The sequence below is a fragment of the Rhizobium sp. RU36D genome (assembly GCF_900176345.1).
Taxonomy (GTDB): Bacteria; Pseudomonadota; Alphaproteobacteria; order Rhizobiales; family Rhizobiaceae; genus Allorhizobium.
The window spans coordinates 12,846-26,143 of sequence record NZ_FWXU01000023.1 but is presented as its reverse complement, the minus strand read 5'-3'; the positions used below and the strand labels follow the sequence as shown (position 1 = coordinate 26,143).

The window sequence follows — 13,298 nt, the reverse complement described above, 5'->3', positions numbered from 1 at the left end:
GTTTGCGCGCGGATCGCCCGTAGGGGTCACAGCAGACCGCCCGCTCTCCATTGCACGCTTCTGGTTCAGCCTGACGCGCTGATGAGGATTGTCCTGATGTCCCTGGCGCAGCAGCGGATGATCCTGGTCACCAGGTTGCCGGCCTGGGTCGCGATTTCCGGCACGCCGGTGAGTTCGCCAAAGGCCGGACGGGCGGGAGGGCCGGCGACGAAGAGGGTGGCGTTCGGGGTTCCGGCGACGGTCAGCGCGCGGCCTGCCGTGTCGCAGTCCAGCCCCAGACCGAGCAGGTCGGACTGGATGAAGCCATCGCGTTGCATGCCGAGCAGAAACCTCTGGTGTCCCGCATAATCCCGGAATTCCGGTCCCGTGGCCAACAGGATGCGGCGACAGCGAAGCACCGCGTCGCCGCGACGGGTCCGAATTGTCACCAGCAGGTCGTCACCGTCGCGGCTGACGGATGCGAGATCGCCTCGTTCCGTGGTCATTCGACCCGTGGCAAGGCCTTGCTCCAAGATCCCGGCGGCCTGTGGCGGCATTCGGTAGCGGTGCACGTCGTAAAAGCGTCGAAGGCGTCGCACCAATTTCTGCCGTTCGTTCAGCGGCAGGCCTTTCCAGATCTCCTGCGCATGCTGCCGCAGCCCATCGAAAACGGATTGCCAGGGAATGCCCTGATCGTCCGCATCCCTGATCGCCGCCCGCACCAAGGCCACAAGTGCCCGGGCGGAACTGATGCCGGCGCCGCGAAAATCGCCAAACGGCGTGAAGCTTCCGCTGGCATGGGGTCTCGGCATCAGGCCGGTGCGCGACAGTAGCGTCACCGGGCTATCATGGCCAAGGGCATTGAGGCGGGTCAGCGCGTCGAGCGCAGTCAGGCCCGAACCCACGATCAGCACGGGATCGGATTTGCCAAGGCGGTCGAAAGCCGTGGGATGAAGAACATCGGCCACCCGAGCGGCCGTCTGGGGATTGAGCCTGCCGAATGCGGCCGGCCTGGATGCGGGCGGATGCCCGGTGGCAAGGATCAGGATGTCGGCCAGCGTCACGTCACCGTTGGAACAGGTGATCCGCCACTGCTCGTTCACGCGGTCGACGGCCCGAACGGTCTGCTGTAGATGGCGGATCGCTCCGCTTTCCAGATGGGGGGCCAGTTGTGCCTGCATGAACCGGCCAAAATCTCGGCGGCGGGCAAAGATGCCGTCCGGCGTCACCGCCTGTGGATCGACGGTCAGCGTTCCGCTCGTCTGCAGCCAGTCCAGGAAGGCGCTGGGCGCGCCGGGGATCGCGCGCATCCTGTGGGCCGCGACATTGAGGCGGACATCGATATTGTGGGGATCATAGGCGAGGCCGCATCCCAGCTGCTCCCGAGGCTCGAAGACGGTAACCTCTTCGAGATCCCTCAATCCGCGCTCGACCAGGAGCTTGGCAAGGATGGCGCCGGTATATCCGCCGCCGATGATCGCCACGCGCGAGGCCGGGCGATCGGACTGCGGCTGCAGTCTTGGAGAGGACATCCTGATCTTCAACATGGCAGTCTTCCTTCCTGTTGGCGGGAATGAGCTGGGCATATTTTCCACTAAATATATGTAAAACGAAAACGCTTGTCCACTGCCCAGGTTCCACGGCGAAACATGGTGCCCTTTGCGCCAACACGAAGATTGTGATGCAGGTTTTGTGCTCGCTCCCTATCCCCTCCGCGCAGTCAGCGGCATGTAGAAGGCCAGGTAGCCGAGGAAGGCGATGATCCAGGCGAGAGCGGCAATCGGCAGCAGCAGCATGGTATGCTCGGGCCATAGCGCGACGAGGATCCTCAGCACCGCTGAAAGCATGATCGGCGCATAGATAAGCCAGGTCGTTGAGGGGGGAGAGGTCAGCGCCTGGCCGGTATGCCCCCTGGTGGCGCGTGTCATCACCGCCAGCGTCACCACACCGATCCCGCCTGCGGTCCAGGCATGGATGCCGGCCGTGGCATAGCCGGAATCGTCAAGCAGCAGGGACAGGCCTGTCAGCACAAAACCCAAGGGGATGAACAGATAGCCGATGTGCAGGATGGTGACGAGCGGTTCGCGCAGCGTGCGTTCGGGGCACCATCGGGCCTGCCTCAGGAGATGGGCGATGCCGCTGACGATCATGAGCAGGCCTGCGGGAAGGCGAATTGCCTCCAGTCCGGCGGCAACGGCAATCCACAGCGCAAGCGCCATGCCGGCAAGGATCATAACGGCCAGATCGAAACCGCCGAAGTTGCGGGGCAGGCGCCCCGGATTGTTGGCTTTCAGCCAGTTGCCGGTAAAGGCCGGGATGATGCGCCCGGCGACAAGGGTGATCAGGATCAGGATGGCGGACAGCGCCAGACGGTCTGCCATCTCGATCCGGCCGTAACGGGCGATCTCGAGATGGAACAGCACCTGGGCCGCACTCAGGACGGCGAGCACCGCCACGATCTTGTAGTTTCGCCGGTTCGAGGCGGCGACGAGTTCCTTCAAGACGACAAGGGCAAGCACCGGCAGGAAGGCGAGCGCGACAAGCGTTGCCGGAAGCTGGCCCGTCCATTGCGAGACACTGATAGCGAGCCGTCCGGCAAGCCAGAGAAGAAACAGCAGCAGAAGGGGCATGCCCTTCAGGCCCGGCCTGCCGGTCCAGTTCGGCACGGCGGTCAGAAGAAAGCCTGCTATCACGGCCGGCACGAAGCCGAAGAGAAGCTCGTGCTGGTGCCAGGCGACCGGTGGCAACAGGGTCGGCACGTGCAGGAAGCCGAGGAACCACGGAACCCAGAGCGCGATGGAGAGGGCGGCGAGGAGGGCGCTACCCGGAAAAAACAGGCGAAAGCCTCCGGACAATAGACGCCTGGGGATGGAGGGGCCGTGGTTTGTGTTCATGTCAGCACCTTTCCTGGTCCACCGTTTCCGGCGACCAGAGCAGAGGAATATAGGCCGCGGCCCAGAGGAGGAAGGAAAGCGAAAACAGCGTCGAGGCGAGACCATAGGGGCCAAAAGGCAGGGCAAGGAACGCTGCGAATTCTGGCGCGACGCGCAGAAGGACCGACAGGACGAGCAGAACGAGCGACAGCCGGGTGGTTCTGGAAAAGCCCAGCGGCTGCCCCGTATGCAGCAGGCCCGAGATCGACAGAACCTGCAGCACGCCGAGGCCAAGTCCTCCCATGAAGGCGAGGTGCAGGCCACCCAGCCAGGGCAGCGGCAGGCCGATGAGGGAGAGGCCGCAGACGAGAAGACCGGTACCGGCGAGTGCACTCGACAGCCAGAGACCGCCAAGCTCGAAGGAGAGGCCTTCGCGACCGACGAAGCCCTCGGCGACACGATCCAGAAACGCGGCACCCGCGGCAACCATCAGATAGCCGCGCACGGCCTCGGACAGGCCCGCCCCCTCAGCCAGGATCACCAACATCATCACACCCGCCGAGAGATGGATGCGGCCGGGATGTGGCCGATAGGGAGAGGTCTTTTCCGTGGGGTCCAGGATCAGATTGGTTACCGGCACGGTGATACGCGCCAGCGCCAGACCGAGAAGGCCGAGCAGCGAGAACCCGAGGATCCGGATGGCGCGGTCGGCCAGTTCATGGAGCTCCAGGCCCATGGCGACACGCAGCGCTGCTGCTGAGAGCGCAAAGGTGGTGACGAAGGCAACGAAGCCGAGGAGATCACTGCTCTTCTTGATCCAGGCGAGACGCAGTCCATAGGCCAGCAGGAACAACATCCAGGCCTGGTCAAGCAAAAGGCCTGCCATCCATGCCCGTTCCAAGCCGACGAGGCCGATGATACGGGCAAGCGCCCACATCCCCGCAGCCAGGAAAAGGGGGCGTCCGCTGATGCGCCGCGTATCCGTCCATTCTGGCAAGGCGGAGGTCAGGAACCCCAACAGCGCGCCGCCGAAGGAGCCGACCAGCATTTCCTGGGCATGCCAGTGGCCGGGAAGAGACGAGACGGCCAAGGGCAGATCCAAGGACCAGATTGCCACCCAGAGAAACGGCCAGAGCGCCGCGTGCAGGGCGGCAAGCGGAAACATCAGCCTGAGACCTTCTGACGACATGGCCCTCACAAGATCGGTGGAAGCGATGAGCCGCATGGCCGGGAGTGCGCTCATGCCAGCCTCCGCTCGTCATGTTCGTCGACAACGGCAAACAGCGGGTGATCGGACACGAGTCGCCGGGCAGTCTCGAAGATCATCTCGTCGCTGCGGCTGCCGGGCATGCCTGCAACTGCCACGCAGTCGAGTATGCCATGTCCGGACCGATCAAGCACCGCGATCCGATGGCAGATCCTGAGCGCTTCATGGATGTCGTGGGTGATGAACAGCCCGCCCTTGCCGCTGTTTGAGACCGTCGAGACGACCAGGTCCTGCATTCGCCGTCGCAAGGCGGCATCGAGTGCGGTGAAGGGCTCGTCGAAATAGAGAAAATCGGGATCGCCGACCAATGCGCGGGCGAGTGCGGTGCGCTGGCGCATGCCGCCGGATAGCTGCGATGGGAACTTGTGCCAATCGCCTTCCTCCAGCGAGACCTGATGGCAGGCCGCCGCAATCCTGGTGTTCCGCTCGCTGCGCGCAAGGGCATGAGCCGACAGGCCGAGCGCCACATTGGCCTCAACCGTCGCCCAGGGGAGGAGGCGCGGCTCCTGAAAGACGAATGCGCTGCGGCCATAGCCTCTGGTGACCTGACCATGGCGGGGGGCAATCAGCCCGGCGGCGATCTGGGCAAGCGTGCTCTTGCCGCAACCGGAGGGTCCGACCAGCGCGACCATTTCTCCCGCATCGACATGCAGACTAACGTTTTCGAGCACGGCGCGGCCCAGAAAGACGTGGCCGACTGCATTGAGCCTGAGAAGCGTCATCGGCGCACGCCCCAGGGTTGGGCGGCTTGCCGCCATGCCTCGGCTTCGGCGCGCAGGGGCTGAACGAGTCCGTATTCCACGCCGATCAGCGCGATGACCGACAGGAGGATCCAGGCAAGGGCGGCTTCGACATCAAGCGCGGAGCGGGCATTGGCAAGCGCGCCGCCGATGCCGCCGGCATTGGCCAGAAGCTCGGCCATGACGGCCGCCTTGAAGGCCGTGCCGAGCGCCATGACCAGAGACGGAAACAAGACATGCAGCATTTGCCGCAGCGAGATCTTGAACAGGCGGGCAAGCGGCGACAGGCCCGCCATGCGAGCCATGTCTTCCAGCGCCCGGTCACGGGTCTGGATGCCCTCGGCTGCACCGACGAAAACAAGCGGCAGGGCGGCGATGGCTGCGGTCGCAATGACAGTGCCGGCGCCCATGCCGAACCAGATCATCAGCAGGACGATCCAGGCGATGGGTGGCACGCCGATCAGCACGGTCACCTGCGGGCGCGCAAGCCGCATGACCGCCGGGTTGTATCCCGCGATGACGCCGGCGATCGTCCCAAGTGCTGCCGCCAATGCAAATCCGCCGAGTGCCCGCATGCCTGTCGAGAGCACCAGCAGCCGGTTTTCGGGATCGCCGACCAGTCGGAACAGGGTGTTCAGCGTTGCGGCGGGCATGGGCAGAACGAAGCTGCCATAGGCCTCGGCGCCGAGCTGCCAGACGGCGGCAAACACCGCCAGGCCGGCGAGACCCGCCCAGCCGGACCAGAGGAAGCGCAGGACCCTTCGCGCACGATCAGTCAGCGCCATCATGATCGGCCTCAGAGATAGAGGGAGGCGTCCGGCATGCGACCGCCCACCATTTCGGGATGGCTCCGTGCCACGGCGCCGAGCAAGGTCTCTATCGATCCGCGGGCGTCCCGCGCAGCAATGGCGACGAGGTTCGAATAGGGAATAGACGCCTCCAGCACCGGCCAGGGCAGTTCCAGGGCCGATGCGGCCTGGTTTGCGGCTGCTGCCGGATTTGCATTCACCTCGACGGCAGCCTTCGCAAGTCCGTTCAGAAGGGCTTTTGTCTGATCGGGATGATCGTCCAGGAAGCTCTGCGCCAGCGCCAAGCCGGCCTGGGGCATGATGGGCGTGGTCCCGGTCACCGCGCCCCACTCCTTCTGCATGTCGATGACCCGGTAAAGGGCCTGACCGCTGGTCCTGGCCTTGAAAAGGCCGGCAGAGACCGCCGGCTCGGGCAGGAGCGCCGTCTCGATCCGACCCGCCAGCAGCATTTGCACCGCCTCTATCGGGGTGCCCGCCCGCTCCACCGTGACCTTGCCGGTCATGCCATGATGCGCAAGTGCTGCATCGAAGATCAGTTCGGGCGTGTCATTGGGAAATGGCACGGTGACGCTGCGGCCTTCGAGATCGCTGAAGGCCGCGATCTTTTCGTTGCGCGACACGACATAAAGAAGGCCATTGGTCATGACATTGGCGAGCTTCAGGCCAAGCCCGCGGGTGTGCAGGTTCGCCGCCGCCACCGTCGGCATGACCACCGCCTGCATCGAACCGGATGCAAGGCCGGCCCGCATTTCATCGGGCGTGCGCCATATCTTGAACTCCACCCTGTCGGCCACATCGCGCAGCAGGCCCTTGCCAACAGCATAGGCCAGCGTGATCGATGGCCCGGCGGGAGGGCCGTAGAGAACGAGGCTGTCCAGCACTGCCGCCTTGGCCTTGCGGGCGAGGAAGGGCAAGGCAAGTGCGGCTGCCATGCCTGCACATACGGCGCGGCGGCTCGGCGCATAACGGCTGGCCTCGTCGATCACACGCGTCTTGTTCTTTTCGCCGAGATCAGCCTTGGCATTTGGCATCACGTTCTCCTTTAAGATGAACTAGATGCTCATGTTATACTGGGTCGCGCGCGGGCTGTTTGACGGGGAGCAAGGAAGGCGGCGATTTGCGGCAGAGGCATCGGGATGCGCGGCGATCGGCAAACCTGTCGATCGCCCCCTGCCGGCACGGGGCCAACATGGTCGTCGAGGTTCTTGAAAGCCTCAGATCCAGCTTTCGAGCCGGGTGTTCATCACCAGTTCGGCGACCGAAGCGGTGTTGGGGAGGCTGAGCAGGAAGCTCACGGTATCGCCGATCGTCTCCGGCTGGATGCGGTTGGCGGAGGGGGTGACGCCCGGAACCGAGGCAACCAGTTGCGTATTCACGGCGCCGGGGCAAAGCGCGGTGACGCGCACGCCGTGCTCCCAGCCGGCGAATTTGGCGGCATGGGATAGCGCAATGACCGCATGCTTGGTCATGGCATAGGCGATGGATACGCCGTCGCGGTAGCGCTTGCCGTCGGTCGAGGCGACGTTGATGATGCGGCCATGGCCTGACTTTTCCAGATGCGGAAGGGCGAGCCGGATCAGCCGGTACGGCCCCTTGACATTGACCGCCCACATCTCGTCCAGCACGGATTCGTCACCGGAGCGCAAGTCGAGCGCCCGGAGGATGCCGGCATTGTTGATGAGACCATCCAGCCGTCCGAAGCGTGCCAGTGTCGCCGCAAGCCAGGGTTCGGTATCTCCGGGCTTGCTGGCGTCGAAGGCATGCACCAGCGTGGTTGCGGGATCGAAGCCCTTGACGTCCGAGGGTCGGCGAACGCCGAGAGAGACGCAATATCCGTCTTCCGCCAGGCGCCGGGCGATCGCGAGGCCTATGCCCCGCGATGCTCCCGATATCATGATCACACGACCGTCAGGCGCGATGGATCGGGGGGAAACCTCGCTCATCAGAAGATCCCCTGGTAGACGCCACCGTCATTGACGATGTTCTGCCCGGTGATGTAGCCGGCATTGGCGCCGCACAGGAAGGCGATCAGGTCGCCGCATTCCCGCGGATTGGCGAACCGGCCGGCCGGCGTCATCTTCAGCCGGTCTGCGACGATCGCCTCATAGGTCGTGTTGCCGCGTGCGGCATGGCCATGCAGGTTGGTCTGCAGCGCGTCGGTATCGAAGAAACCGGGCAGGACCGAATTGATGACCACGTTATGCGGCACCAGTTCACGCACCATTGAGGCGATGGCGCCTGAGAGAGCCAGCCGCGCGCCATGGCTATGGGCAAAGTTCACCTGCGGAAATTTGATATTGCTGACGGAAATATTGACGATCCGGCCAAATTTCCGCTCGCACATGCCCGGCACGACCTTCTGGATCAGTTCCAGCGAGGAGAAGCAATGCGCCTCGAACCACAGGTTCCAGTCCTCGCGCGTCAGCGTGCGGAAATCCGCCGGTGTCTGCCGCATGCCTGGATTGGTGACGAGAATATCAGGATTGGGGCAGGCGGCCAGAACCGCCTGCCGCCCTTCCGGTGTCGTGATGTCAGCCGCCACGAAATCGACCGCAACGCCATGGCGTTCGGACAGATCCCGGGCCGCGGCTTCCAGTGCGTCAGCGCTGCGCGCGATCAGGGTCACCGAGACGCCTTCCAGTGCCAGCGCTTCGGCCGCTGCATGACCGAGGCCCTTGCTGCCGCCGCAGACGAGCGCGTGGCGCCCTCTTATTCCAAGATCCATGTCTGTCTCCGGTTCAAGGGGCGAAAGATGCGGCGAGAAGGCGCGGCGGCACGCGGAAGCGTCCGGCAACGTCCTTCAATTGCTCGCGTTCCGTGATGATCTCGGCAGTCGAGCCGGAGACCAGCACGGTTGCCGGAAGCAACTGCGCATTGTAGCGGGCGGCTGACGACTCCGTGTAGCCGCCGGCATCGAGGAAGGCGACGTAATCGCCGCGGCTGAGTTCAGGCAGCTTGCGATGCGGACCGATTTCATCGGAATTGCAGAGCGGACCGACCAGGTCGACCGTCTCCGTCGGTGCGGCGCCTGCATTCTTCACCGGCACGGCGTGATAATACCAGTCCAGGATCGACGCCCAGGAGAGGTGGTTGGTCGACAGATCGAGGTTGACCCATTTCTTGGTCGAGCCGGTCTTGATGGCACCAACACGACCGACGGCGACACCGGCGGGACCGGACAGGGCGCGGCCCGGCTCCAGCCTGAGCTTGGGCAGGGGCAGGCCCAGACGCTCCGCCTCTTCCTTGATTGCACCGACGCAAAGGCGGGCATAGTCGTCAGGGGTGGGTGCCTTGTCGTCATCGAGCTGGCTGTTGGGGCCGGTGCCATACCATTTGCCGAAAGTCCAGCCGCCACCGATATCGATGCAAGGCGGGGTCCAGCCGGTATTGTCGCGAATATAGCCCGACCAGGTGATCATTTCCCGTGCCATGACCGCGAAGTCGGCCGGATCGTTGGACATGCGGCTCAGGTGGAAATGGGTTTCCTTGAGGTTGATGCGACCCATGGCCTGCGCGCGCTTGACGATTTCCACCGTCTGCTCGCGGGTCATGCCCCACTTGGTCGAGTCGCTCTGCTGCTTCAGCGTGCCCGGACCATGCATGGAAACGCCCATGCGGTTGCGCAGCGGCTCCAGGTCGAGCTTGAGGCGGATGCCAATATCGACGTCGCAATTCAGCCGCTCGGCAATGGCCGCGATGCGGTCGAGCTCGTCCATGGCGTCGATATTGATGCAGAGTCCGTTGGCGATTGCCATTTCCAGCTCTTCATCCTGCTTGTTGGAGCCGTTCAGCACCAGCGATTTCGGATTGGTGCCGGCCAGCAGCGCCATGTACATTTCCTGGGCGCCGAAGCAATCGCCGCCGGCGCCTTCCTGGTTCATGATATGGCGGATCGCCAGGCCGTTGTTCGACTTGTTGGCAAACAGGATCTCGGTATCCGGATGGTATTTCTGGAAGGCATCGCGGAAGGCGCGGTAGTTCTGGCGCAGCTGGTTTTCCGAGATGATGTAGAGCGGCGTGCCGAAGCGTTCGGCCAGGTCCTGCACGTCGCAGCCATCGACGAACAGATTGCCGTTCGGCCCGATGCCGATGAATTCGCCGAATTTGGTGCTGTAGTCCACCGGCTTCAGTTCCGGGGCGCGGATCTTCGCATGAGACATGTCTGGCTCCCTTTTTGTGATTGGTTTCAAAGTAGTCCGAGGTCGCGGAGGCCCTTTTCCAGGCCCTTGAGCGGTCCGCCTTCCAGCGCGCGAAGCGGACGGCGCGGCGTGCCGCCGCCGGCAAGGCCCATCATGTCCATGGCCGCCTTCGTCGCCGGATAAAGCGTTCGGCCGCCCGTGGTGCAGAGATCGGTGAGCTTGCGGCCAAGCGCCTGCAACTCTGCTGCCTTGGCGCGGTCGCCGCGCTTCGGCGCGAAATAGAGATCGATGCCACCGCCCGGCCACATGTTCGGAAAGCAGTCGACGGTGCCGTCAGCGCCGAGATCGACCGCGGGAACCCCGAAGACCGAGGAGGGGCCGCAGAACACCCGGAGCTTGTCGTGAACGGCGAGATAGGTGGCGTAGTAGTTGTTCCAGTCGCCGGAGCTTTCCTTGACCGCCACCACCTTGTCGAGGGTGGCGAGCCGCGCGACAAGGCTCGGAACCAGCGCGTTCACCGCATTGCCGGGGATATTGTAGACCGAGACCGGCAGTCCGATCCGGGCATCGACATCGCGGAAATGGGCGAAGATCTCGTCGTCCGACAGCTTGACGAAATAGGGCGGCAGGATGAGAACGCCATCGGCGCCGGCCTGTTCGGCGGCGTTGGTCAAGTCGACGGTTTCATCAACCGTCACCGCCCCAGTCCCGACGATCAGCGTGCCTTTGCCTTTCATGGCTTCGGCGGCAATCGTGTAGAGACGCTTGCGCTCGGCATTCGACAGCGCCCAGAATTCTCCGGTGCAGCCGCCGGCGACGATGCCGGTCGCGCCATCCTTGATCAGCCGGTCGACATTGTCGCCGAAGGCCTTTTCGTCAATCGTGCCATCCGCCTTGAAGGGCGTAGTCACCGCAGGCATCGGGCCTGCCCAGTCGACGCTGTTTCTGTCCATCTTTGAGCTCCTTGTTCAGTTCGACCAGATTTTTTCGCGGACGAGCTCGTCCATGGTCGCGTCGACGGCTTCACGGGTTTTGCCGATCATTTCGTCGATCTCGGCCTCGCTGATCACGAAGGGCGGCGAGAACGAAATGGTGTCGGCATGCGGCAGGGCGCGGGTGATCACGCCACGGTCGCGGGCATGCTTGACGACGCGAGCGGCGATCTTCAGCGACGGATCGAACTTGGTCGCCGGCTGCTTCGCAGCGACGAATTCCACCGCGCCGACCAGGCTCTGGCCGCGGATGTCGCCGACCAGCGGGTGATCTCCGAAGGCTGCCCGCAGACGGGCATGCAGATGCGCACCCATCACCGCTGCCCGGTCCACCAGGCCGTCGTTTTCGATGATGTCGAGATTGGCGAGTGCCGCCGCCGCCGACAACGGATGAGCGGTATAGGTATAGCCATGGCCGAAGGCGCCGAACTTCGACTGGCCTTCCAGAACCGTTTGCCACACTTTTTCCGAGACGATGCAGCCGGACAGCGGCACATAGGCTGACGTGATGCCCTTGGCGACGGTGATCAGGTCCGGCTTCATGCCCATGACAGTCGAACCGAACCACTCACCGAGGCGACCGAAGCCCGAGATCACCTCGTCGGCGATCAGCAGGATGTCGTGCTTGGTCAGAACCGCCTGGATCGCGTCGTAATATCCGGCTGGCGGAACGATCACGCCGCCGGCGCCCATCACAGGCTCCATGATCATGGCGCCGATCGTATCCGCACCTTCCGCGAGGATCAGCTGTTCCAGGTCATCGGCGAGCTTTGCGACGAAGTCCGCATCGCTCATGCCCTCGGCAGCTTCCCACAGGCGATAGGGGGCGGTGGTGTGGCGCACGAAGGGCAGCGGCAGATCGAAGCCGGAATGCAGCGAGGGCATGCCGGTCAGGCTGCCCGAAACGATCGTCACGCCGTGATAGCCACGATTGCGCGCGATGATCTTCTTCTTCTGCGGCTTGCCGCGCACATTCCAGTAATACCAGACCAGCTTGACCTGGGTATCATTGGCATCCGAGCCCGACTGGCCGAAGAACACCTTGGACATGCCTTCCGGCGCCAGGTTGATGACGCGCTCCGCCAGAAGAACCGGCGTATCGGTGCCCCAGGAGGAGAAGGAATGGAAATAGGGCAGCGTCATCGCCTGCTGGCGCAGGACATCGGCAATTTCCTGCCGGCCATAGCCGACATTGACGCACCAGAGGCCGGCCATGCCGTCGATATAGCGGCGGCCGTGATTGTCCTCGAGGTGAACGCCTTCGCCCCGAACGATCACGGTCGGGCCGTTGACGGCATGATCGGCAAGCGCGGTAAACGGATGAAACAGGTATTTCCTGTCCAGTTCCTCGAGATTGGGCGTGTTTCGCAACATGGTCATGGCAACAGTCCTGGGATGAGATCAGAGATCGGAATTGAGACGCCGGCCACTGGCGCGGTCGAACAGATGCAGCCGGTCGATCTTGAGATCGAAAGGCACGGTTTCGCCGGCCCGCAACGCGCAATCGCCCGGCGCGCGGGCCGTCACGAGGGGACCGCCGAGGTCGAGGGTGACGATCGCCTCGTGGCCCGTCGGCTCGACGAGCCTGACCACGGCGGAGCCATGACCGCTGCCGAGCGTGACATGTTCCGGCCGGATGCCGAGCGTCAGCGCCGCGGAGGGTGTCTTCGGCGGTGCGGCCAGCAGGTGGGCCGGCAAGGCGAAGACCTGCGAGGCGATCCGCAGCCTGTGCTCGGCTTCGCCCGCCTCCAGGACGGCCTCGACCAGGGACATGGCGGGCGTGCCGATGAAGGAGGCAACGAAGGTATTGGCGGGGCGGCCATAGATTTCGGCCGGGGTGCCGAATTGCTGCAACACGCCGCCCTGCATCACGGCGATGCGGGTGGACATGGTCATGGCTTCGAGCTGGTCGTGCGTGACATAGACCATGGTCTTGCCCAGCCGGCGATGCAGCTCGATCAGCTCCGAACGCATATGGGCGCGCAGCTTGGCGTCCAGGTTGGACAAGGGCTCGTCCAGCAGGAACACCTTCGGTTCGCGCACCAGCGCCCGGCCCAGCGCAACGCGCTGCTGCTGGCCGCCGGAGAGCTGTTTCGGCTTCCGGTCCAAAAGCGGGCCCAAGTGCAGCAGGTCCGCCACGGCCTTGATCCGCGCGGGATGCTCTGATTTCGGCACGCCGCGCTTCTTCAGCGGATAGCCGATGTTTTCCGCGACGCTCATATGGGGGTAGAGCGCGTAGGACTGGAACACCATGGCGATGTCGCGTTCACCCGGTGCCACATTGTTGACCGGCCGGTCGCCGATCAGGATGCGGCCGCCGGTGGGCTGTTCAAGACCGGCCAGCATGCGCAGCGTGGTGGTCTTGCCGCAGCCGGATGGGCCGAGCAGCGAGACGAACTCGCCGGATTCGATCCGGAGATCCAGTTCGGGAATGGCCTTGACGTGACCAAAGGATTTTTCGACCTTGTCGAAGATAACGGTAACCAAGCGGTATTCTCC

12 protein-coding genes are annotated in these 13,298 nt (G+C 64.1%); all 12 read right to left on the bottom strand.

Features of this window, described 5'->3' with window-relative positions:
* Window positions 1-65 precede the first annotated feature (65 nt).
* Complete coding sequence (locus B9A97_RS22585; RefSeq protein WP_179145366.1) at window positions 66-1,526, bottom strand: FAD/NAD(P)-binding protein; 1,461 nt, start codon at window positions 1,524-1,526, stop codon at window positions 66-68.
* A gap of 156 nt (window positions 1,527-1,682) precedes the next feature.
* Window positions 1,683-2,873 carry an NnrS family protein gene (locus B9A97_RS22580; RefSeq protein ID WP_179145365.1) on the bottom strand — a complete coding sequence of 397 codons (1,191 nt, stop codon included), beginning with the start codon at window positions 2,871-2,873 and terminating at the stop codon, window positions 1,683-1,685.
* A 1-nt stretch (window position 2,874) separates the two neighbouring features.
* Window positions 2,875-4,095, bottom strand: coding sequence for an NnrS family protein (locus B9A97_RS22575; RefSeq protein ID WP_084368084.1), 1,221 nt, complete (start codon window positions 4,093-4,095; stop codon window positions 2,875-2,877).
* Window positions 4,092-4,841, bottom strand: a complete 750-nt coding sequence (locus B9A97_RS22570; RefSeq protein WP_084368083.1) for an ABC transporter ATP-binding protein — start codon at window positions 4,839-4,841, stop codon at window positions 4,092-4,094. Before B9A97_RS22570 ends, B9A97_RS22575 begins: the two co-directional genes overlap by 4 nt.
* Window positions 4,838-5,647: an ABC transporter permease gene (locus tag B9A97_RS22565; protein WP_244564324.1), complete on the bottom strand. Its 810-nt coding sequence runs from the start codon at window positions 5,645-5,647 to the stop codon at window positions 4,838-4,840. Before B9A97_RS22565 ends, B9A97_RS22570 begins: the two co-directional genes overlap by 4 nt.
* A gap of 8 nt (window positions 5,648-5,655) precedes the next feature.
* Window positions 5,656-6,699, bottom strand: coding sequence for an ABC transporter substrate-binding protein (locus B9A97_RS22560; protein ID WP_084368082.1), 1,044 nt, complete (start codon window positions 6,697-6,699; stop codon window positions 5,656-5,658).
* A gap of 183 nt (window positions 6,700-6,882) precedes the next feature.
* Window positions 6,883-7,611, bottom strand: coding sequence for an SDR family NAD(P)-dependent oxidoreductase (locus B9A97_RS22555; RefSeq protein ID WP_244564323.1), 729 nt, complete (start codon window positions 7,609-7,611; stop codon window positions 6,883-6,885).
* Entirely contained in the window at window positions 7,611-8,393 is a 783-nt protein-coding gene (locus B9A97_RS22550) for an SDR family oxidoreductase (protein WP_084368081.1), read from the bottom strand. Before B9A97_RS22550 ends, B9A97_RS22555 begins: the two co-directional genes overlap by 1 nt.
* 13 nt (window positions 8,394-8,406) lie before the next feature.
* Window positions 8,407-9,828: a diaminopimelate decarboxylase family protein gene (locus B9A97_RS22545; RefSeq protein WP_084368080.1), complete on the bottom strand. Its 1,422-nt coding sequence runs from the start codon at window positions 9,826-9,828 to the stop codon at window positions 8,407-8,409.
* Window positions 9,829-9,854: 26 nt separating this feature from the next.
* Window positions 9,855-10,760, bottom strand: coding sequence for a dihydrodipicolinate synthase family protein (locus tag B9A97_RS22540; RefSeq protein WP_084368079.1), 906 nt, complete (start codon window positions 10,758-10,760; stop codon window positions 9,855-9,857).
* A gap of 15 nt (window positions 10,761-10,775) precedes the next feature.
* Window positions 10,776-12,173, bottom strand: coding sequence for an aminotransferase (locus B9A97_RS22535; RefSeq protein ID WP_084368130.1), 1,398 nt, complete (start codon window positions 12,171-12,173; stop codon window positions 10,776-10,778).
* Between the two features lie 27 nt (window positions 12,174-12,200).
* On the bottom strand, window positions 12,201-13,286 hold the full coding sequence (locus B9A97_RS22530) for an ABC transporter ATP-binding protein (RefSeq protein ID WP_084368078.1): 1,086 nt from the start codon (window positions 13,284-13,286) through the stop codon (window positions 12,201-12,203).
* Between the last annotated feature and the right edge of the window lie 12 nt (window positions 13,287-13,298).